Below are 20,202 nucleotides of genomic sequence, written 5' to 3' on the forward strand. Positions count from 1 at the left end.
AAAAACCTCCTCTGAAGAAATACTTGTATCTGCCATGAAAAAGCTTCTTAAAGAAGAACTTAAATGATAACACTAAGGAACGTGTAGGCAATAATTTGGCCAATTTAACGTTTCACTTAGGCCGTTCTCCAAAAGTATTTTCTTAATCTTGTCTCAAATTGATATCCGTCAATTTTAAAGATCACGAAAACCGGTTGTTACCCTTAGAATGTAAAACAGCTTCTATTTTTTCCAATGTCAGCACCTGTTTTTCTAGTCAAAGGGGAGGATAAAAATATGTAATCCTTTGATTTAACATTGCAGTCTTGAAATTATGACACTCTTTACTGGCAAATTTTTAAAGCTGTTTGACTGCATTGAGGTTTGGTTTAAGTTTAAGTTTAACTGTAACTGTCCGGTTCACTCGTGTCATTAGTTTTCGCCTAAGAGTGCTTAAGACGTGGGAGTTGTAAAAATGATTCCAACTTTTCCTCTTTCGGCGTCGATTTTTCCAGTTAAGTGATACATTAGAAACTTTAAATACAACAAGATGAAAATTACTGCTGGCAAATTTTGACGCTCTTTATTAGCAATAACTGGCAATTTTTCCACACTGTTTAACAGAAACTATACCTTTATCGATACGATGACGCAGATGGAAAAGCGATTGGCATGGAGAAACCGGTGTTATCAGCAAAGCCATGCTCCTGAAATACATTGATGATTTGACGCGTCCCATCTACTACACCGACGGCCCGCCCGCGATGGTGAATGCGATGCGACAAACACTGAGCGAAGCGGGCGTCGACGATAACAACATCCGCACGGAAGAGTTTTCAGGCTACTGATGATGGCTGTATTAGGTACTTAATTAAAGGAGAATACTATGAGTGTTGCCGCACAACCCTTAACTACCGAGGACTCTGCGCTGTCTCCCTGGTGGCTGCGCACGGTGTTGATCGTGATGGTGCTGGGCTTTTCAGGCCTGATCGTCATCACATCGTTGGCCTACCGCAACGCTCCTCCGATCCCTGCACAGGTGCTTGATGCGCAAGGTGTTCGCCTGTTTACCGGCGACGACATCAGTGAAGGCCAGGCCATCTTTCTCAAGTACGGATTGATGAACAACGGCAGTATCTGGGGTCATGGCGCATACCTGGGGCCCGATTACTCGGCCGAGGCATCGCACCGTATCGGCGAGGATACCGCCACAGTCATTGCGCAGCAGCAATACCAACAGCCACTTTCTGAACTAACACCTGGGCAATTAGCGGCAGTTTATGCACAAACAGCGGTCGAGCTAAAAACCAATCATTATGACGCCGACAGCGCAACACTGCATCTGACCATGCCGGAAACTGCCGCCTACCATAGACAGATTGCTTACTGGACTGATTACTTCCTTAACCCAGAACGTAATGGCGGGCTCAAGCGGGGACTGATCAGCGATCCGACTGAGTTGCACCAGTTTACCGCATTCGTCACATGGACGGCGTGGGCCTCGGTGACCAACCGTCCCGGTGAAAATTACTCCTACACCAACAATTTTCCGTACGACCCCAGTGTTGGTAATACGCCGATACCCGGAGCCCTGTTGTGGAGTGCGCTAAGTCTTATCGTGCTGCTGGCCGGTATTGCAATCGTGCTGTTGCTGTTCGGAAAGTTCGATTATCTTGGCTGGCTTAGCACCGGCCAGCATGTGCACCTTCATTTGTTGCCTGGCCAAGCCAGCGCCGGACAGTTGGCCCTGGTGAAATTCTTCGTGGTGGTGGCACTGCTGTTTCTTGTGCAGACTTTGGTGGGTGGCGCGGTGGCGCACTATCGAGCGGATCCAGGCAGTTTTTACGGCTTCCAACTAGAGGGGCTATTTCCCAGCAATCTGATGCGCACCTGGCATCTGCAAACCGCGGTATTCTGGATCGCTACCGCCTTTGTCGCCGCAGCTTTGTTTCTCGGCCGTTCACTGCGCAACGATGAACCACACTGGTTCGCGAGCTGGGTTCATCTGCTATTCGGTGCTTTCGTCGTGGTCATAGGCGGCAGCCTGTTAGGCGAGTGGGCCGGTATATCACAAATGCTGGGACAATGGTGGTTCTGGCTTGGCAACCAGGGCTGGGAATACCTGGAGCTCGGTCGTCTGTGGCAATATCTGCTTATAGCCGGTCTGCTGGTGTGGTTTGAGATATTATTGAAACTGGTGCAGCCAGATACGTTGAGCGAGTCCTCAGCGAAACCTTTAGTCAGGCTGTTCCTGCTGGCTTCCCTGGCGATTCCGATGTTCTATATTCCGGCACTCTTCTTCGGCGCCAAGACCAACTTCACCGTGGTCGATACCTGGCGTTTCTGGATCATTCATCTATGGGTTGAAGGTTTCTTTGAATTCTTCGCAACCACCATGGTGGCGCTGATGTTTTATCAACTGGGTCTTACACAGCGCAATGTTGCGCTTCGAGTGATTTACCTTGATGCCATCCTGTATTTCGCCGGTGGCCTAATCGGCACCGGCCATCACTGGTATTTTACTGGCCAGAGCAGCGTCAACATGGCAATGTCGGCGATGGTCTCGGTACTGGAAGTGGTGCCCTTGACTCTACTGACCCTGGATGCCTGGGATTTCGTGCGCACCACACGTGCTGACTGCGACGTCTGCGGCAAAAAGGTAGCAATACCGCATAAGTGGACGTTCTACTTCTTGATGTCCGTGGGCTTCTGGAATTTCGTCGGCGCCGGCATCTTCGGCTTCCTAATCAACCTGCCGATCGTGAGCTACTATGAAGTCGGCACCCAACTGACGCCCAATCACGGCCATGCCGCGATGATGGGCGTATTCGGTATGCTTGCGCTTGCGCTGATGGTATTCGTTTTGCGCCAGACCAGCACCGATAAACGCTGGGTCGACATCGAGAAATATGTTAAGGTCGGATTTTGGGGCACCAACGTCGGTCTGACTATGATGTTAATGATGAGCTTGTTCCCCAGCGGAGTGTTACAGGTCTGGGATGTAGCTCAGCATGGATACTGGCATGCGCGCAGCCTTGATTACATCGGCAGCGATCGATCTCGCCTGATCGAGTGGCTACGTCTGCCCGGTGACCTGGTATTTATTATATTTGGTGCCATACCGTTGGTAATCGCATCCATCAAAGGCTGGCTGGGAGTGCGTCGACAGTCGACGGATTGACGTTTGTTACATTCAACGCAAAACAGCGGTGTGTGGCTGGTTTTATCAGGCGTTTTGAAGTAATAAAACCTATCTATTAAAGGATAGATTGCAAAACCCGTTAATCGGATGGAGAACTTACCCTTTTGGGAGGATTGAAAAATATTAATGATCGGTTCGAAAAAGTAGCGACCATTTTCTCGTCACTGGATTATTAACTTGTGTTTGATAAATTTAAACTTATTAGGAGATATTCATGGCCACACATCACGCAGCACCAGGTGAAATTGTTAACTTGGCAACCTGGGCGCAAGACGTCCCAAATGAAAAAACAAAAGTCATCGCGAAAACAGATGAAATGGAACTGGTTCGACTTGTTCTTTCGGCAGGTAAAGAATTTGCAGGTCACAAAGTATCAGGGCCCTGTGTGATTCATTGCATAACCGGTGAAGTTGAGTGCCCTGCAATGGGAGCAACACAAGCATTAACATCCGGCCAACTGCTTTATTTAATGCCCGGTGAGCCGCACTCTGTTAGAGCTGTAGTTGATTCAGTCGTTTTACTCACAATTGTCTTTAAAGTTTAAATTGTTAGGGGCTGTTGCCATTTTACAATCATGCCCTTGAAACGCTGGTGGATTGGCCTCATTGATTGAATTTTTTCAGTCACAAAGAAAAAGCCATCTATGCCGCGACAACTGTTTACGGATGAACATTGGAACAAATTTAAAACCGTCCTGCTGAGCTTGAGGATTTATGACAAACCCACGCTTCGGCAAACAGTTGAAGGCATTTTTTATCGTATGCGAGTCGGCTGTCCTTGGAGAGACTTGCCGGCAGCCTTTGGAAAATGGAATGCGGTCTATAAGCGATTCAATGCCTGGTCGCTTCAAGAAAAATTAATGAGGCTCTTTCAGGCACTGGTTGTGGAGCCGGATTTGGAATGGGCATTCATGGATGGCAGTATCGTGAAAGCCCACCAGCATAGCAGCGGCGCAGCTCATGAACAGGAAACGGCGATCGGGAAATCGGTTGCGGGCAATACGACTAAAATTCACAGGGTTGTTGATGCGGGCGGCCTTCCCATCCATTTCTCGGTCACCGGAGGGGAAGTCCATGACTGCAAAGAAGCCCCGGAGTTGGTGGCCAAACTTCCCCCGGTTGAGTACATGGTCGCTGACAAAGGCTATGACAGTGAGCCTTTACGGATGCAAATTCGCGATCAAGGGGCTGTGCCGGTCATTCCAAGAAAACAGAGTTCAACCATCGGGAATGATGAAATGGATTGGTGTCTCTACAAATATCGCCACCTCGTTGAAAATCTGTTTGCGCGGCTAAAGCATTTCAGAGCCGTCGCCACACGATATGACAAATTGAAGCGCAATTTTGAAAGCGTCATCGCCTTGGCCTGTGCTTTCATCTGGCTACCGATGTGAAACGGCAACAGCCCCTAAACGTTTTACGACTTTATTATCTCCAAATATAGGCATTTAAGTATCTTATCGCGTTATTCCACCGTGACCGACTTCGCCAAATTCCTCGGCTGATCGACATCGGTGCCTTTCAACACCGCGACATGGTAAGCCAGCAGCTGCAACGGAATTGTGAACACGATAGGCGCGACTTCGTTTTCGATTTGGGGGACTTTGATGTATTGCACGTTGCCGTCCTGCGCCGGCACCAGCGTTTCGTCCATGAACACGATCAATTGCCCGCCGCGGGCGCTGACTTCCTGCATGTTCGACTTCAGTTTTTCAAGCAGGCTGTTGTTCGGCGCGACCGTGATCACCGGCATGTCGGCGTCGATCAGGGCCAGGGGGCCGTGTTTCAATTCGCCGGCCGGATAGGCTTCGGCATGGATGTAGGATATTTCCTTCAGCTTCAGCGCGCCTTCCATCGCAATCGGGTAATGCGTACCCCGCCCGAGGAAAAGCGCATGCTCCTTTTCGGCGAATTGCTCGGCCAGTTCGCTCACCTGCCCGTCCAATTCCAGCACTTTTTCAATTTTGCCTGGCAAGGCGAACAATTCGGAGGTAATTTTTTCTTCCAGCGCGTTCGGCAGATGGAAGCGGCGGCCGATTGCGATCACCAGCATCATCAGCGTCGCCAGCTGCGTCGTGAATGCCTTGGTCGAGGCGACGCCGATTTCCGGGCCGGCTCTTGTCATCAGCGCCAGATCGGATTCCCTGACCAACGAACTTTCCGGCACGTTACAGATCGCGACCGCATATTTGGCGCCCTGCTTCTTGGCTTCCTGCAGCGCGGCGAGGGTGTCGGCGGTTTCGCCCGATTGCGAGATCGTGATGACCAGCGTACCCGGCGCCAGTACCGGATGCCGGTAACGGAATTCGCTGGCGACTTCGATGTCGCAAGGCACCCGCGCGAGCCGTTCGAACCAGTAACGCGCGACCAATCCCGCGTGATAGCTGGTGCCGCAGGCCAGAATCTGCACCGATTTGACCTGATCAAAAATTTCGCCGGCGTTATGACCGAACGAATTTTCCTGCAGCCGGTGATTGATGAAGTGCCCTTCCAGGGTTTGCGAAATAGCGAAAGGTTGTTCGTAAATTTCTTTCAGCATGTAATGCCGGAAATTGCCTTTATCGACCGCATCGGCCTTCAGCTGGCTTTCCTTGATAGGCCGTTGGACGATGTTGTCTTCGGCATCGTAGATGACCAACTGGTCGATTTGCAGCGCGGCAATATCGCCGTCTTCGAGAAAGATGAAGCGCTGGGTGACCGGCAGCAAGGCGGCCACATCCGAAGCGATGAAATATTCGCCGATGCCGACGCCGATCACCAGCGGGCTGCCTTTGCGGCAGGCGATCAGGAGATTCGGATTGGCGGTGCTGATGATGCCGAGCGCATAGGCGCCTTCGAGCTTTTTGACCGTTTGCTTGACCGCATTCAGCAGGCCGTCCGCCGTCTCCAGCGCATGGTCGATCTCATGCACGATCACTTCGGTGTCGGTTTCGGAGGTGAATTCGTAACCGAGCTGCTTTTGTGCGTTCCTCAGGTCTTCGTGATTTTCGATGATGCCGTTATGCACGACCGCGACCCGGTTGCGGCTGACATGCGGATGCGCGTTCGTAGTGCTCGGTTTGCCGTGCGTGGCCCAACGGGTATGCGCGATACCGATCGAACCGGACATCGGATCGGCCTTGATCAAATCGTCCAGGCCTTGAACCTTGCCGACTTCGCGCTTCCGCCGGATGTTCTTGCCGTCGATCACCGCGAGCCCTGCCGAATCATAGCCCCGGTATTCGAGCCGCCGTAAACCTTCGAGTAAGACCGGAACGACGTTCCGCTCTGCGATGCCACCTACGATGCCGCACATATCAATTCTCCTTCTTCGCGGGCCGTTGCCAGCCGGGTACTGAAATCTGTTTCGCCCTGGACAAGGTCAGCTGATTTTCCGGGCTGTCTCGAGTAATCGTCGAACCGGCGCCGATCGTCGCATTGTTGCCGATCGTGACCGGTGCGATCAATTGCGTGTCGGAACCGATGAAGGCTCCGTCGCCGATTACGGTTTTGAATTTGTTCACACCGTCATAATTGCAGGTGATCGTGCCGGCGCCGATATTGACCTTGCTGCCGACCTCGCTGTCGCCAATATAGCTCAGGTGATTGATCTTGGAGCCGTCGGCGACCGTGGCTTTTTTGATCTCGACGAAATTGCCGATGTGCACATTTTGCGCCAGGACCGTTTCTGGGCGCAAGCGCGCAAAAGGTCCGACCCGACTGCCCCGGCCAACCACCGCATTTTCGATCACGCTGTTGGCCAGGATTTCGACATTGTCCTCGATCACCGAGTCCTTGATCTGTGTATTCGCACCGATCTTGACGTTGTTGCCGATCCGGATGTTGCCTTCCAGAATCACATTCACGTCGATTTCGATGTCCTGGCCTAACGCCTCGATTTTTCCCCTGAGGTCGAAGCGCGCCGGATCATAGAGTGTGACGCCTTGAGTCATCAAGGCTTTGGCTTGCTCTTGCTGATACACCCGTTCCAGATGGCTCAGTTGGTTGCGGTCGTTTACGCCGAGCACCTCGTCCTCGGTTTCCGGCTGGCTGGTCGTGACAGTCACCCCTTCGGCGACGGCCATTTCGATGATGTCGGTCAGATAATATTCGCCTTGGGCATTATGATTCTTCAATTGGCCGAGCCATTTTTTCAGCAGCCCACCCTGCACTGCCATGATGCCGGTGTTCACTTCGCGGATTTGTTTCTCGGCCTCGCTTGCATCTTTTTCTTCGACGATTCGGGTCACAAGCCCCTGCTCGTTGCGGACGATTCTACCGTAACCTTTCGGATTAGCCAGCGTGACGGTCAACAAGGCCAACGATTTTTCGCTAACAGCCGCGAGCATCTGTTGCACGGTGGATTGTTTCAATAACGGCACATCGCCATACAAAATCAATACGGCGTCATTGTCATTTATTTGATCGCTGACCTGCTGCACCGCATGACCTGTGCCGAGTTGCTGTTTTTGCTCGAACCAGCCGGCATCGATGTCCTTCAGGGTGTCGAGCACGTGTTCGGCGCCGTGGCCGTAAACGATCAGGATGCGATTGTTTTCCAGTGTCCGGCTCATGTCATAGACATGGCGGAGCAGCGGTTTGCCGGCGATTTTGTGCAGAACTTTCGGCAGTTCCGAACGCATTCGGGTGCCTTTGCCGGCGGCGAGAATGATGGTGGTCAGATTCATTGCAATTTTCCTACGCGCATCCTTATTGATGAGCGTTGATCATGAAAACAGGATAAGAGGGATTTTTGGAGTTAGAGCCGTTAATTTTGACAAGAAAGTATTAATTTTCCCATAAATTATTGTACTGCATAGGCTCTCGAAATATCCAAGACGGAATTCTCGCTTTGTGGAGCCATGCGAGAAATGTGGGGAAATAACGACCTGTTGAAAAATAAAAAAGCCCGATAACGGCGTTCGTCGCTATCGGGCTTTTTGTGTTCACATAACGCGCGGATTACTCGCTTAACCGCCGCGCTTTCTGAGTCTGTCCAGGGTGCGAAGCTGCATGATCGCCTGCGCGAGCTGCGCCTGCGCGGTCGCATAGTCGACTTTTCCGGACTTGTCGGCCAGCGCTTCCTCGGCTCTGGCTTTGGCCTGCAAGGCCGCCGCCTCGTCGATGTCCTTCGCGCGTATCGCGGTGTCGGCCAGGACCGTGACCAGATGCGGCTGCACTTCCAGAATGCCGCCCGAAATATAGTACGGGAGGCTTTCCTTGTCGTTGATCTTGACTCTGACCTCACCGGGGTTCAGCCGGGTGATCATCGGCGCGTGCCGCGGTGCGATGCCGACCTCGCCCATTTCGGCCGGTGCGAACACCATTTCCGCTGTGCCGGAGAAGATTTCCTTTTCGGCGCTGACGATATCTACGTGTACGGTCATGACCATGTCTTATCCTGTCAAAAATTAAGCTTTCAGACTCTTCGCTTTTTCGAGCGCTTCGTCGATCGTGCCGACCATGTAGAACGCCTGTTCAGGGATCGAGTCGTATTCGCCGTCGATAATGCCCTTGAAGCCGGCGATCGTGTCTTTCAACGAGACGTATTTGCCAGGCGAACCGGTGAATACTTCCGCGACGAAGAACGGCTGCGACAGGAAGCGCTGAATCTTACGCGCCCGGGCCACGGTCAACTTGTCTTCTTCCGACAATTCGTCCATACCCAGAATCGCGATGATGTCGCGCAGTTCCTTGTAGCGTTGCAGGATGCTTTGCACCTTACGCGCCACATAGTAGTGCTCCTGACCGATCACCAGCGGGTCGAGCTGACGACTGGTCGAATCGAGCGGATCGATCGCAGGGTAGATACCCAGCTCGGCGATTTGACGTGACAATACGACCGTCGCGTCCAAGTGCGCGAAAGTGGTTGCAGGAGACGGGTCGGTCAAGTCGTCCGCAGGCACATAAACGGCCTGGATCGAGGTGATCGAACCGGTCTTGGTCGAAGTGATCCGTTCTTGCAGAACACCCATTTCTTCCGCCAGGGTCGGCTGATAACCTACCGCGGACGGCATCCGGCCGAGCAACGCCGAGACTTCGGTACCGGCCAGGGTGTAACGGTAGATGTTGTCGACGAAGAACAACACGTCGCGGCCTTCGTCACGGAAATATTCCGCCATCGTCAGACCGGTCAAGGCAACGCGCAGACGGTTTCCTGGCGGCTCGTTCATCTGGCCGTAAACCATCGCGACTTTAGATTGTGTCAGATCTTCCGCATTGATGACGCCTGCTTCCTGCATTTCGTGGTAGAAGTCGTTACCTTCACGAGTCCGCTCGCCCACCCCTGCAAATACCGACAAGCCGGAATGCGCGGTCGCAATGTTGTTGATCAACTCCATCATGTTGACGGTCTTGCCGACGCCGGCGCCGCCGAACAAGCCGACCTTGCCGCCTTTCGAGAACGGGCAGATCAGATCGATGACCTTGATGCCGGTTTCGAGCAGTTCGTTTCCGGCGGATTGGTCAGCATAGCTCGGCGCTTCGCGGTGAATGCCCCAGGAAGTCTTTTCGCCGATCGGACCTCTTTCGTCGATCGGTTGACCAAGCACGTTCATGATCCGGCCCAGAGTCTCCAGACCGACCGGCACCGAAATCGGCGCATTGGTATTGGTGACGGCCATACCTCGGCTCAAGCCGTCGGTGCTGCCCATCGCAATCGTTCTGGCCACGCCGTCGCCCAATTGCTGCTGTACTTCCAGCACCAGACCGGCGCCTTCCACGTTCAATGCATCATATACTTTGGGCAGTTCTTCGCGTGAGAATTCCACGTCGACGACCGCGCCGATAATTTGTACGATTTTACCCGAACTCATTGAGTTTTCCTCTTATTTGTCTCGCTTTTTTGGGCTTAAACAGCAGCAGCGCCGCCAACGATTTCTGAAATTTCCTGGGTAATGGCGGCCTGTCTGGCTTTGTTGTAGATCAACTGCAACTCGCCAATCAAGTTTCCGGCATTGTCCGACGCGCTTTTCATCGCGATCATCCGGGCTGCCTGTTCGCAGGCATTGTTTTCGACCAGCCCCTGATAAACCTTCGACTCGATGTACCGGCTCAGCAAGTGATCCAGCACGTCTTTCGCATCCGGCTCGTAGAGGTAATCCCAATGACCGCTCAGCTTCTCTTCGATCTCATCGGCGACCACCGGCAGCAACTTTTCGATGGTCGGGCGCTGCGTCATCGTATTCACGAATTCATTGCTGACCACGTACAATTCGTCGATCTTGCCTTCATCGAAGGCATCGAGCATGATCTTGATGATGCCGATGATGTCGTTCAAATGCGGCGTATCGCCCAGCTTTGAAATCTGGCCGACCAACTGGACCTTTTTCAGATTGCTGAAAAAACCGGTTGCCTTGGCGCCGATCGTGCAGACATCGACGCCGACGCCCGCCTTGTCCCATTCGGTCAACTGGCTCAGCGTCCGTCTGAACAGATTCGAATTCAGACCGCCGCAGAGGCCGCGGTCCGAACTGATCACGATCAGACCGATGCGTTTGACGTCGCGCTTGATCAAAAACGAATGCTTGTACTCGGGATTCGCATGCGCCAGATGCTTGATGATCCGGCCGATCCGTTGCGAGTAAGGCCGCGTCGCCTGCATTCTGTCTTTGGTCTTACGCATTTTACTCGCGGCGACCATTTCCATCGCGCGGGTGATCTTTTGAGTATTCTTGATACTCGCGATCTTGGTGCGTATTTCTTTGCCGACTGCCATTGGATGCGCCCTTTACCAGCTATGCGTTTTAACGAAAGTTTCGATCGCAGTCTGCAACCCTTGTTCAATTTCGCCGTTCCAGTCGCCGGTCGCATTGATCTTGTCCATCAGCGCGGCGTGTTCCGTTTTCATATACAACTGCAGTGCGGCTTCGAAAGCCAGGACCTTGTTCACTTCGACCGGATCCAGGAAACCCTGGTTCGCCGCAAACAGCGAAACCGCCATTTGTGCGACCGACATCGGTGAATACTGGTTTTGCTTCATCAGTTCGGTGACGCGTTGACCGCGTTCGATCTGCTTGCGGGTGCTTTCGTCGAGATCCGATGCGAACTGCGCGAACGCCGCCAACTCGCGGTATTGCGCAAGGTCGAGACGGATACCGCCGCCGAGCTTCTTGATGATCTTGGTCTGCGCTGCGCCGCCGACCCGGGATACCGACAGACCCGCGTTGACCGCAGGACGGATGCCGGAGTTGAACAGGTTGCTTTCCAGGAAGATCTGGCCGTCGGTGATCGAAATCACGTTGGTCGGAACGAACGCGGAAACGTCGCCGCCTTGGGTTTCGATGATCGGCAATGCGGTCAATGAACCGGTCTTGCCTTTGACTTTGCCGCCGGTCAATTTTTCGACTTCTTCCGCATTGATCCGTGCCGCTCTTTCGAGCAGACGCGAGTGCAGATAGAAAACGTCGCCCGGATACGCTTCACGTCCTGGCGGACGGCGGAGCAACAGCGAAACTTGGCGGTAAGCCCAGGCTTGCTTGGTCAAGTCGTCATAAATGATCAGCGCGTCTTCGCCGCGGTCGCGGAAGAATTCGCCCATCGCGCAGCCGGTATAAGGCGCGATGAATTGCAGCGCAGCCGATTCGGAAGCCGATGCGGCGACGATGATGGTATGATCCATCGCGCCGTGTTCTTCGAGCTTGCGCACCACGTTCGCGATCGACGACCGTTTTTGGCCGATCGCGACATAAATACATTTGATGCCGGTGCCTTTTTGGTTGATGATCGCATCAACCGCAATCGCGGTCTTGCCGGTTTGGCGATCGCCGATGATCAATTCCCGTTGGCCGCGGCCGACCGGAATCATTGCATCGATCGATTTCAAGCCCAATTGCACGGGCTGGCTGACCGATTGACGCGCGATAACGCCCGGCGCGATTTTTTCGATCGGAGAAGTTTCGGTCGTTTCGATCGCACCCTTGCCGTCGATCGGTTTACCGAGCGCGTCCACGACGCGGCCCAAGAGCGCTTCGCCGACCGGCACTTCCAGAATCTTGCCGGTGCATTTGACGGTATCGCCTTCGGAAATATGCTGATAGGCCCCCAACACCACCGCACCGACCGAGTCACGCTCGAGGTTCAGCGCCATGCCGTAGGTGTTGCCCGGAAATTCGAGCATTTCGCCCTGCATCGCTTCGGACAAACCGTGAATTCTGACGATACCGTCGGTCACGCTGACTACGGTGCCTTCGGTATGCGCTTCAGCGCCGAGATCGAAGCCTTCGATCTTCTTTTTAATTAGATCACTAATTTCAGATGGATTTAATTGCATTTTTTCTCACTCTCACTGTAGCGCTTTTTGCATGTGTTGGAGTTGACCCTTGATCGATCCGTCTATCACCTTGTCGCCCGCGCGCACCAGAACGCCGCCGATCAATGATTTGTCGACCGTTACGTTCATATTGACTTTCTTGCCCAGCCGCTTTTCCAATTTGGCGGAAAATTCCTTCCGGCCTTCGGCGCTGAACTGATAGGCGGCATAGACGTCAACATCGAGGTAGCCTTCATCCTCTGCCTTGTAGGCTTCGAAAATCTTCGCGATATGAGGAACCAGATTCAGCCGCCGGTTTTGCACGAGCAGCTTCAGAAAGTTGGCGCCTTCGCTATCGATTTGACCTTCGGCAATCTCCAGCATCAGGCCCGACAAACTTTCGTTGCTGATCTTGGGATTGTTCACGAAAACCGCAAGGCTTTGCTCGCTCAGGATAAACGCTAGAAACGCCAGTGTCTTCGACCATTTTTCGGACGAACCCGTCTCTTTGGCCCGCTTGAACACCGCCGCGGCATAAGGTCTCGCCAATGTTGCCAATTCGCTCATTCTGCTTAACCTTATAGTTTATCGGAGACTTTGCCGATGATGTCCTGATGCTTGGTTTTATCGATTTCCGCACCGAGAATCTGTTCCGCCGCACTGACCGCCAAAGCCGCCACCTCTTTACGCAGGGCTTCCTTGGTTTGCTCGATCTCCTGTTCGATCTGCGCCTTCGCCGCCTGAATGCGGCGCTCCGCTTCCTTGCTGGCGTTGTCTTTGGACTCTTCGACGATCTCGTTCGCGCGCTTCTGCGCCAGCGTCACGATTTCCGAAGACTGATCCTTCGCTTCCTTGATGATGTTTTTGGCTTTCTTTTCGGCCAGCTTCAAATCTTCCTGGCTTTTGTCGGCCGCGGCCAGCCCTTCGGAGATTTTCTTCTTGCGTTCTTCCAAAGAATTAAACAAAGGAGGCCAGATGTACTTCATGGTAAACCATACCAGAAGCGCAAAGGTGATCATTTGTCCAATCAGAGTAGCATTGATACTCACGATGCGTTCCTCTTGTCGTTTTTTATGAAATGGTATGGCTCAACTTAGCCCGCAGCGGCTTGTACGGCTGACAGGAACGGGTTTGCGAAAGTGAAGAACAAAGCCAAACCGACGCCGATCATGGTTACCGCGTCCAAAAGACCCGCAACGACGAACATCTTGACTTGCAGCATTGGAACCATTTCCGGTTGACGCGCCGCGCCTTCCAGGAATTTGCCGCCGAGCAGACCGAAACCGATCGCGGTTCCGAGCGCACCCATGCCCAATACCAGACCCACTGCAATCGCAGTCATACCCTGCACATCAGCAATCAATTTTGCAATTTCCATGATACCTCCAAAGGTAAATAGTTATAAGAACAGTTAAAAATAAAGACTAATGATCTTCGTGCGCCATGCTCAGGTAGACGATCGTCAATACCATGAAAATGAAGGCTTGCAGAGTGATGATCAAAATATGGAAAATCGCCCAAGGCAGACTCAAGATCGGCTGCACATAGCAAGGCAGCAGCGCGATCAGGATGAAGATCAACTCGCCCGCATACAGGTTACCGAATAACCGCAGCGCCAGCGAGATCGGCTTCGCGATTTCCTCAACCAGCTTCAACAGCAGGTTGAAAGGCAACAGCCAGGGACCGAACGGTTGAAACATCAGTTCCTTCGCAAAACCCCAGACGCCCTTAACCTTGATGCTGTAGAAAATGATCAGGAAGAACACCGAAATCGACATCGCAAAGGTCGCATTCAGGTCGGTGCTCGGCACGACCCGGAGGTACGGAATGCCCATCGCACCACCGATCAGCGGCAGAATGTCAACCGGGAACAAGTCCATGAAGTTGAACATGAAAACCCAGCAAAAGATCGTCAACGCCAACGGCGCGATCAGCGCGCTCTTGCCGTGGAAACTGTCCTTCACCTGCTGATCGACGAATTCGATCAACATTTCGACAAAATTCTGTACCGGACCCGGCACGCCGGCGGTCGCTTTTTCCGCTGCCGACTTGAAAAACCAGATGAACAATGCGCCGAGCAGCGCCGAAAAAAACAGGGTATCCAGGTGCAAGGTCCAGAATCCCTCGCCTGCACTCAGCGGAGTCAAATGGTGGATGATATAGCCGGTTGCCCCTTCAGCCGCGTGCGCTTCGGTTGCCATCTTTCCTCTCTCGTCGTCAAAAAATATCAGCGCATCAATAGCGCAAACCAAAAAACCGACAATGCCGTCAGATAGCCGACGAGCAACGGTAATAAATCTATGTTAGGGATTTGAAAAATCAGGACGAAAAATGCCGCTGTCAACAACAGCTTGCCCGCTTCGCCGGTGTAAAATGATACGACGATCTTGCGCGCTTCCTGTCCGGTCGCCTTCTTAATCCTGTATGCAAAAAACAGGTTCGGAAAAAATGCCGCCGACCCACCCAGAGCCGCGGATAAGGCCGCCATTTTTCCGCCAGCGACGGCGAATCCGGCCGTCATCAGTATAGTTATCAGAACTTGATAAAGCAGTATCTTGCTGACAGTAGACCATCTTCTATCTGCCACATAGTGCTCCCATCGATTTAGCTGGGGAATTATAACGGCCGAGTCATTTTAAATCAAGGCGCAATACACAACGCCCGCTGCTCGTATTGATTATTCGTAGAAACTAATGCCAGCCGCCGTATTGCTTGGTCGGGTCGCCGCGAAAGCCGGCGGTCATTTTGTTGTCGTCCGGCACGGTGCCCATGCTTTCCGCAGCGACCAGCATATTGCCGTGCGTATAACCGCCGAGCGCCTTGGCCTTTTTCGCGATCGCGGTCGATAACGGGGTGATGTCGAATTTGGTCACGCTCGGATACACGACCACGGTATTCATCTTCTCGACGCCTTGCGGCCGAGAAAAAGTCAATACTATCGGTAAGGCGGTGCCGGCTGGAATTTCGATTTTGTAATGATCGCTGCCTTGCAATGCCGTTTCAGCAATCACGTTCTCTTTCTCGTCGCAGGCCTTCACCGTGCCCAGTTTGATCGGCCCTGCATTGTCGGAAACCATCCCTTCCAACGTGGTCGCCTGCTCGTATTTTTTGACCGCCTGCTGAGGGAATGCGCTTTTCGGAGCGTCCTTTCCGCAGCCGGCCGCGAACGATAGCGCCAGAAGACACGCCGCCGGCACACCCCAATTGAACGATGAAGAATTCGCACGCATACTTTCTACCTTTCGGATTTGATTGAAACCGGCCTTGATTCTGCTCCGGCTATTGCCTTAGCTTACGCCACCGCCAACATATTATCCAGTGCCTTTTTCGCCAACGCCGCTTCTTTCGCCGGCACCGTGATCCGGTTGATCACGTGGCCCGCCGCCAGATTTTCCATCACCCAAGCCAGATGCTGCGGGTCGGTTCGGAACATCGTCGAACACATGCACAGCATCGGCGACATGAAATGCACATGCTTGCCCTGCGCCTTGCATTCCTCATTCAGGCGGTTGACCAGATTCAGTTCGGTCGCGACCAGCCAACGCGTATTCGGTTCGGCCTCGCGCACCGTTTTCAGGATGTATTCGGTCGAGCCGATATAATCGGATTTCTGGCAGACCTCGAAGGCGGCCTCGGGATGCGAAATGACCTTCGTTTCCGGATAGCGCTCCAGGAACTGGTCGATCTGTTCCGGCTTGAAGGCCTGATGCACCGAACAATAGCCGTTCCAGAGGATCATCTTCGCATTTTTGATCTGATCAATGGTCAGACCGCCCTGCGGCTTATTGAAATCCCAGGCGACCATCTGTTCGAGCGGGATGCCCATGCGGTAGCCGGTATTGCGGCCCAGATGCTGATCCGGAAAGAACAATACCTTGGACCGCCTTGCAAAACTCCATTCGAGAATCTTCTGCGCATTCGATGAAGTGCAGACGATGCCTTGATGCTCGCCGCAAAACGCCTTCAGGTCGGCCGCGGAATTGATGTAGGTGACCGGAGTGACTTCGTTTTCGACGTCGATCACCTCGGCCAACTCCTGCCAGCATTTCTGCACCTTGATCAGATTGGCCATGTCCGCCATCGAACAGCCGGCTGCGAGATCGGGCAAAATCGAAATCTGCTCGGGGCGCGACAGGATGTCGGCCACCTCGGCCATGAAATGCACGCCGCAAAACACGATGTATTCGGCATCGGACTCGGCTGCATTACGCGACAGCTTCAGCGAGTCGCCGGTGAAATCAGCATGCTTGAACACCTCGTCGCGCTGATAATGGTGCCCCAGAATCACGCAGCGCTTGCCGAGCTTGGCTTTGGCCGCAACGATGCGGGCGTCGCATTCGGCGTCGTCGAGGAGGGCGTAATCTTCTATTGGGAAAGGGGTATTAGCCATATTTGATGTTGCTACAGAAAGACGGGCACAAGACTTAATCTTCTTGTTCCTAAAAAATGACTCAATCCCTGTTCTGTGATTGATTGAGGCGGCGCTTCCTTGCGCCGCGGACACCGCTGACTTTCAGCTTTAATTTATGAAGCTTTTTCTTTGCCAGCCTGCTTGATCAATTTGATGCCCAACTCGCGCAATTGTTCCTCGGGAACGACCGCCGGCGCGCTGACCAGAGGGCAGGCCGCGGACTGGGTTTTCGGGAACGCGATCACGTCGCGAATCGAGGTCGAACCGGTCATCAGCATGACCAGACGATCCAGGCCGAACGCCAGACCGCCATGCGGCGGCGCGCCGTATTTCAAGGCGTCGAGCAGGAAGCCGAATTTTTCGCGGGCTTCGTCTTCCTGGATGCCGAGAATCTCGAACACGGTCTGCTGCATCGCCGGCCGGTTGATACGGATCGAACCGCCGCCGACTTCGGTGCCGTTCAGCACCAGGTCGTAGGCGCGCGACAAGGCCGTGCCGGGATTCGCCTTCAATTCCTCGATCGAACAGCTTGGCGCGGTGAACGGGTGATGGATCGCGGCATAGCGGCGGCTCTTTTCGTCCCACGCAAACATCGGAAAGTCGACGACCCAGACCGGCTTCCATTCGCCTTCGAGCAGCCCCAGGTCGTGGCCGAGCTTGACGCGGAGCGCGCCCATCGCTTCGTTCACGATCATGGCCTTGTCGGCGCCGAAGAAGATCAGGTCGCCGTTTTGCGCGCCGGTTTTCGCCAGCACGCTGTCCCAGACTTCGGCCGGGGCGAACTTCACGATCGGCGACTGCAAACCGTCAATGCCGGCGGCAAGATCGTTGACCTTGATGTAGGCCAGGCCCTTCGCGCCGTAAATGCCGACAAACTTGGTCAGGTCCTCGATATCCTTCCGGCTCAAATCGCCGCCTTTCGGCAGGCGCATCGCGACGACACGGCCGTCGGGATCGTTGGCTGGCGCGGAGAACACCTTGAAATCGACGTGCTTCATGTCGTCGGCAATGTCGACCAGTTCCAGCGGAATACGCAGGTCGGGCCGATCGATACCGTATTTCGAAATCGCTTCCTGATAGGTCATGCGCGGGAAATGCGCGCCGAGATTCACGCCGATCACCTTCTGGAACAACTGGCGAATCATCTCTTCCATGATCTGCATGATCTCGTTCTCGTCCATGAACGAGGTCTCGATATCGAGCTGGGTGAATTCGGGCTGACGGTCCGCGCGCAGGTCTTCGTCGCGGAAGCAGCGCACGATCTGATAATAGCGGTCCATGCCCGCGATCATCAGGATCTGTTTGTACAATTGCGGCGATTGCGGTAGCGCGAAAAACGCATTTTCATGGGTCCGGCTCGGCACGATATAGTCGCGCGCGCCTTCCGGGGTCGCCTTGGTCAAGTACGGGGTTTCGATCTCGAAGAATTCGTGATCGTCCAGGAAATTGCGCAGCACCCGCGCCACGTCGCGGCGTACCTTCATCTTTTCCTGCATCGCGAAGCGGCGCAGGTCGATGTAACGGTAGCGCAGGCGCAGTTCCTCGTTCACCTCGATCTCGCTTTCGACCGGGAACGGCGGCGTTTCGGACTCGTTCAACACGATCATCTGGCTGACCAGCACTTCGATTTCGCCGGTGCCCATGTTCGGATTGATCGTGCCTTCCGGGCGTCCGCGCACGGTACCGGCCACTTTCAGCACATATTCGCTGCGCACATGCTCGGCCAAGGAGAACGCCTCACGCACATCCGGATCGAAGACCACCTGCACCAGGCCGGTACGGTCCCGCAAATCGATAAAAATGACCCCGCCGTGGTCACGGCGACGATGCACCCAACCGCACAATTCAACGGTTTGCCCGGTATGTTGTTTCGTTAATTCCCCGCACTTGTGCGTCCGCATGGTGGTGTTATTCCTGTAAATCCGAAAAAATGATCGATATTAACCGCTTGGCGTGGTTAATTCAAGCCACGACCTAGTGGCCGCAACTGCCGCTGCAACTGTGCGGCTTCGAGGACTCGGTACTTTCGCCCGCAACGTTTTTCTTCGCGCCGCTCTTGAAGTCGGTTTCGTACCAGCCGCCGCCTTTCAAACGGAAGCCTGCCGCCGATATTTTTTTGATCAGATCGGGCTTGCTGCACGCGGGGCAATGCACCAGCGGCTGGTCGCTGAGTTTTTGCAAGGCTTCGTGCTCATGCCCACAGGATTGACATTGATATTCATAGATTGGCATGGATGTCTCCGGTAAGAAAATAATGATCGAGATAGGGATGCTTGCACTTTTTTTCAAGCAGCTACGATAGAATATCGAGTTATTCTACAGAAAACGGCCTTTTAAATGAAGAAATTAACCATCACCCGCCCCGATGACTGGCATTTGCATGTCCGCAACGGCGCGATGCTGAAAGCGGTGCTGCCGCATACGGCCCGGCAATTCGCCCGCGCGATCATCATGCCGAACCTGAAACCGCCGGTCACGACCGTCGAGCAGGCCTTGGCCTACCGCCAGGAAATCTTGCTGGCGATTCCGGAAGGGCTCGATTTTACCCCCTTGATGACCCTGTATCTGACCGGCTCGACGCGTACTGAAGAGATCCGGAAAGCCGCCGAATCCGAGCATGTGCATGCGTTCAAGCTCTATCCTGCGGGCGCCACGACCAACTCGGACTCAGGGGTCGCGAACATCGAGGCCGCCTACCCCTTGTTTCAGGAAATGGAGAAACAGGATATTCCGCTGTTGATCCACGGCGAAGTGACCGACGAACACTGCGACATTTTCGATCGGGAGCGCGTTTTTCTCGAAACCCGGCTGAGCCGAATTGTCGAGCATTTCCCGGCGCTGCGCATCGTCATCGAGCATGTGACCACGCGAGAGGCAGTCGATTTCGTGAAGGCCCAAGGCCCGAACATCGCCGCGACGATCACGCCGCAACACTTACTGTATAACCGCAATGCGATTCTGGCCGGCGGCATCCGCCCGCACCATTATTGCCTGCCGGTGCTCAAGCGCGAACATCACCGCCAGGCGCTGGTGCAGGCGGCGACCAGCGGCAATCCAAAATTTTTCCTCGGCACCGACAGCGCACCGCACCTGACCGCGTTGAAGGAAAACGCCTGCGGCTGCGCCGGCTGCTTCAGCGCGCCTATCGCGCTCGAACTTTATGCGGAGGCATTCGAAAAAGCTGATGCGCTGGACAAGCTGGAAGGCTTTGCGAGTTTTTACGGCGCCGATTTTTACCGGCTGCCGAGAAACCCCGGCACGATCACGCTCGAAAAGAGGGATTGGCAGGTGCCGGCGGCTTACGAAGACGGCGAGGTCGCGATAACGCCTTTGAAGGCGGGAGAAACATTGACCTGGAAAGCGGCGGCCGCATAGTTCCATG

General features: G+C 54.0%; 20 protein-coding genes. 5 read left to right on the forward strand and 15 right to left on the reverse strand.

What is annotated here, in order from left to right; genetic code table 11:
* Nucleotides 1-704 precede the first annotated feature (704 nt).
* The 4 genes from ACEPPP_RS09195 to ACEPPP_RS09210 all read left to right on the forward strand — a co-directional run bounded on the left by ACEPPP_RS09195 (nucleotide 705) and on the right by ACEPPP_RS09210 (nucleotide 4,574).
* The gene (locus tag ACEPPP_RS09195) at nucleotides 705-827 is read left to right on the forward strand and encodes a hypothetical protein (protein WP_374090786.1); all 123 of its coding nucleotides are present in this window, start codon (nucleotides 705-707) and stop codon (nucleotides 825-827) included.
* 38 nt (nucleotides 828-865) lie between these two features.
* The gene (locus tag ACEPPP_RS09200) at nucleotides 866-3,160 is read left to right on the forward strand and encodes a nitric-oxide reductase large subunit (protein WP_374090787.1); all 2,295 of its coding nucleotides are present in this window, start codon (nucleotides 866-868) and stop codon (nucleotides 3,158-3,160) included.
* Nucleotides 3,161-3,395: 235 nt separating this feature from the next.
* Nucleotides 3,396-3,725, forward strand: a complete 330-nt coding sequence (locus ACEPPP_RS09205; RefSeq protein WP_374090788.1) for a hypothetical protein — start codon at nucleotides 3,396-3,398, stop codon at nucleotides 3,723-3,725.
* A 99-nt stretch (nucleotides 3,726-3,824) separates the two neighbouring features.
* Nucleotides 3,825-4,574: an IS5 family transposase gene (locus tag ACEPPP_RS09210; protein ID WP_374090783.1), complete on the forward strand. Its 750-nt coding sequence runs from the start codon at nucleotides 3,825-3,827 to the stop codon at nucleotides 4,572-4,574.
* 71 nt (nucleotides 4,575-4,645) lie between these two features.
* On the opposite strand, the gene glmS is transcribed toward ACEPPP_RS09210, so the two are convergent.
* The 15 genes from glmS to ACEPPP_RS09285 form a co-directional block, all read right to left on the reverse strand.
* Nucleotides 4,646-6,475 (reverse strand): glutamine--fructose-6-phosphate transaminase (isomerizing), encoded by a 1,830-nt coding sequence (glmS, locus tag ACEPPP_RS09215; protein ID WP_374090789.1) that lies wholly within the window; start codon nucleotides 6,473-6,475, stop codon nucleotides 4,646-4,648.
* A gap of 1 nt (nucleotide 6,476) precedes the next feature.
* Nucleotides 6,477-7,847 (reverse strand): bifunctional UDP-N-acetylglucosamine diphosphorylase/glucosamine-1-phosphate N-acetyltransferase GlmU, encoded by a 1,371-nt coding sequence (gene glmU / locus ACEPPP_RS09220; protein ID WP_374090791.1) that lies wholly within the window; start codon nucleotides 7,845-7,847, stop codon nucleotides 6,477-6,479.
* Between the two features lie 282 nt (nucleotides 7,848-8,129).
* The gene (locus ACEPPP_RS09225; RefSeq protein WP_374090792.1) at nucleotides 8,130-8,552 is read right to left on the reverse strand and encodes a F0F1 ATP synthase subunit epsilon; all 423 of its coding nucleotides are present in this window, start codon (nucleotides 8,550-8,552) and stop codon (nucleotides 8,130-8,132) included.
* Between the two features lie 18 nt (nucleotides 8,553-8,570).
* Entirely contained in the window at nucleotides 8,571-9,974 is a 1,404-nt protein-coding gene (atpD, locus tag ACEPPP_RS09230) for a F0F1 ATP synthase subunit beta (protein WP_374090793.1), read from the reverse strand.
* A gap of 35 nt (nucleotides 9,975-10,009) precedes the next feature.
* Complete coding sequence (atpG, locus tag ACEPPP_RS09235) at nucleotides 10,010-10,876, reverse strand: F0F1 ATP synthase subunit gamma (RefSeq protein ID WP_374090794.1); 867 nt, start codon at nucleotides 10,874-10,876, stop codon at nucleotides 10,010-10,012.
* 12 nt (nucleotides 10,877-10,888) lie between these two features.
* Complete coding sequence (gene atpA, locus ACEPPP_RS09240) at nucleotides 10,889-12,430, reverse strand: F0F1 ATP synthase subunit alpha (protein ID WP_374090795.1); 1,542 nt, start codon at nucleotides 12,428-12,430, stop codon at nucleotides 10,889-10,891.
* A 12-nt stretch (nucleotides 12,431-12,442) separates the two neighbouring features.
* Entirely contained in the window at nucleotides 12,443-12,976 is a 534-nt protein-coding gene (locus ACEPPP_RS09245; RefSeq protein ID WP_374090796.1) for a F0F1 ATP synthase subunit delta, read from the reverse strand.
* A gap of 11 nt (nucleotides 12,977-12,987) precedes the next feature.
* Nucleotides 12,988-13,458 (reverse strand): F0F1 ATP synthase subunit B, encoded by a 471-nt coding sequence (locus ACEPPP_RS09250; protein WP_374090797.1) that lies wholly within the window; start codon nucleotides 13,456-13,458, stop codon nucleotides 12,988-12,990.
* Nucleotides 13,459-13,502: 44 nt separating this feature from the next.
* Nucleotides 13,503-13,787: a F0F1 ATP synthase subunit C gene (gene atpE / locus ACEPPP_RS09255; protein WP_005374759.1), complete on the reverse strand. Its 285-nt coding sequence runs from the start codon at nucleotides 13,785-13,787 to the stop codon at nucleotides 13,503-13,505.
* A gap of 46 nt (nucleotides 13,788-13,833) precedes the next feature.
* Complete coding sequence (gene atpB / locus ACEPPP_RS09260; RefSeq protein WP_374090798.1) at nucleotides 13,834-14,610, reverse strand: F0F1 ATP synthase subunit A; 777 nt, start codon at nucleotides 14,608-14,610, stop codon at nucleotides 13,834-13,836.
* Nucleotides 14,611-14,636: 26 nt separating this feature from the next.
* On the reverse strand, nucleotides 14,637-14,930 hold the full coding sequence (locus ACEPPP_RS09265) for an ATP synthase subunit I (protein ID WP_374090913.1): 294 nt from the start codon (nucleotides 14,928-14,930) through the stop codon (nucleotides 14,637-14,639).
* 169 nt (nucleotides 14,931-15,099) lie between these two features.
* Nucleotides 15,100-15,639, reverse strand: coding sequence for a hypothetical protein (locus ACEPPP_RS09270; RefSeq protein ID WP_374090799.1), 540 nt, complete (start codon nucleotides 15,637-15,639; stop codon nucleotides 15,100-15,102).
* Nucleotides 15,640-15,701: 62 nt separating this feature from the next.
* Nucleotides 15,702-16,799 carry a quinolinate synthase NadA gene (nadA, locus tag ACEPPP_RS09275; RefSeq protein ID WP_374090800.1) on the reverse strand — a complete coding sequence of 366 codons (1,098 nt, stop codon included), beginning with the start codon at nucleotides 16,797-16,799 and terminating at the stop codon, nucleotides 15,702-15,704.
* Nucleotides 16,800-16,933: 134 nt separating this feature from the next.
* Entirely contained in the window at nucleotides 16,934-18,721 is a 1,788-nt protein-coding gene (aspS, locus tag ACEPPP_RS09280; protein ID WP_374090801.1) for an aspartate--tRNA ligase, read from the reverse strand.
* A 73-nt stretch (nucleotides 18,722-18,794) separates the two neighbouring features.
* Nucleotides 18,795-19,052, reverse strand: a complete 258-nt coding sequence (locus tag ACEPPP_RS09285; RefSeq protein ID WP_374090802.1) for an FmdB family zinc ribbon protein — start codon at nucleotides 19,050-19,052, stop codon at nucleotides 18,795-18,797.
* A gap of 105 nt (nucleotides 19,053-19,157) precedes the next feature.
* Between ACEPPP_RS09285 and pyrC the strand changes: the two genes are divergently transcribed.
* Complete coding sequence (gene pyrC, locus ACEPPP_RS09290; protein ID WP_374090803.1) at nucleotides 19,158-20,195, forward strand: dihydroorotase; 1,038 nt, start codon at nucleotides 19,158-19,160, stop codon at nucleotides 20,193-20,195.
* Nucleotides 20,196-20,202 lie beyond the last annotated feature (7 nt).

Origin of the sequence: Methylomicrobium lacus (genome assembly GCF_041897535.1) — a bacterium.
In the GTDB taxonomy this organism is placed as follows: domain Bacteria; phylum Pseudomonadota; class Gammaproteobacteria; order Methylococcales; family Methylomonadaceae; genus Methylomicrobium; species Methylomicrobium lacus_A.

Excerpts from the sequence above, each read along its gene's own strand:
- ACEPPP_RS09200 (WP_374090787.1), top strand. The coding sequence starts at position 866 with ATGAGTGTTGCCGCACAACCCTTAACTACCGAGGACTCTGCGCTGTCT.
- ACEPPP_RS09205 (WP_374090788.1), top strand. The coding sequence starts at position 3,396 with ATGGCCACACATCACGCAGCACCAGGTGAAATTGTTAACTTGGCAACC.
- ACEPPP_RS09210 (WP_374090783.1), top strand. The coding sequence starts at position 3,825 with ATGCCGCGACAACTGTTTACGGATGAACATTGGAACAAATTTAAAACC.
- glmS (WP_374090789.1), bottom strand. The coding sequence starts at position 6,475 with ATGTGCGGCATCGTAGGTGGCATCGCAGAGCGGAACGTCGTTCCGGTC.
- glmU (WP_374090791.1), bottom strand. The coding sequence starts at position 7,847 with ATGAATCTGACCACCATCATTCTCGCCGCCGGCAAAGGCACCCGAATG.
- ACEPPP_RS09225 (WP_374090792.1), bottom strand. The coding sequence starts at position 8,552 with ATGGTCATGACCGTACACGTAGATATCGTCAGCGCCGAAAAGGAAATC.
- atpD (WP_374090793.1), bottom strand. The coding sequence starts at position 9,974 with ATGAGTTCGGGTAAAATCGTACAAATTATCGGCGCGGTCGTCGACGTG.
- atpG (WP_374090794.1), bottom strand. The coding sequence starts at position 10,876 with ATGGCAGTCGGCAAAGAAATACGCACCAAGATCGCGAGTATCAAGAAT.
- atpA (WP_374090795.1), bottom strand. The coding sequence starts at position 12,430 with ATGCAATTAAATCCATCTGAAATTAGTGATCTAATTAAAAAGAAGATC.
- ACEPPP_RS09245 (WP_374090796.1), bottom strand. The coding sequence starts at position 12,976 with ATGAGCGAATTGGCAACATTGGCGAGACCTTATGCCGCGGCGGTGTTC.
- atpE (WP_005374759.1), bottom strand. The coding sequence starts at position 13,787 with ATGGAAATTGCAAAATTGATTGCTGATGTGCAGGGTATGACTGCGATT.
- atpB (WP_374090798.1), bottom strand. The coding sequence starts at position 14,610 with ATGGCAACCGAAGCGCACGCGGCTGAAGGGGCAACCGGCTATATCATC.
- ACEPPP_RS09265 (WP_374090913.1), bottom strand. The coding sequence starts at position 14,930 with ATGACGGCCGGATTCGCCGTCGCTGGCGGAAAAATGGCGGCCTTATCC.
- ACEPPP_RS09270 (WP_374090799.1), bottom strand. The coding sequence starts at position 15,639 with ATGCGTGCGAATTCTTCATCGTTCAATTGGGGTGTGCCGGCGGCGTGT.
- nadA (WP_374090800.1), bottom strand. The coding sequence starts at position 16,799 with ATGGCTAATACCCCTTTCCCAATAGAAGATTACGCCCTCCTCGACGAC.
- aspS (WP_374090801.1), bottom strand. The coding sequence starts at position 18,721 with ATGCGGACGCACAAGTGCGGGGAATTAACGAAACAACATACCGGGCAA.
- ACEPPP_RS09285 (WP_374090802.1), bottom strand. The coding sequence starts at position 19,052 with ATGCCAATCTATGAATATCAATGTCAATCCTGTGGGCATGAGCACGAA.
- pyrC (WP_374090803.1), top strand. The coding sequence starts at position 19,158 with ATGAAGAAATTAACCATCACCCGCCCCGATGACTGGCATTTGCATGTC.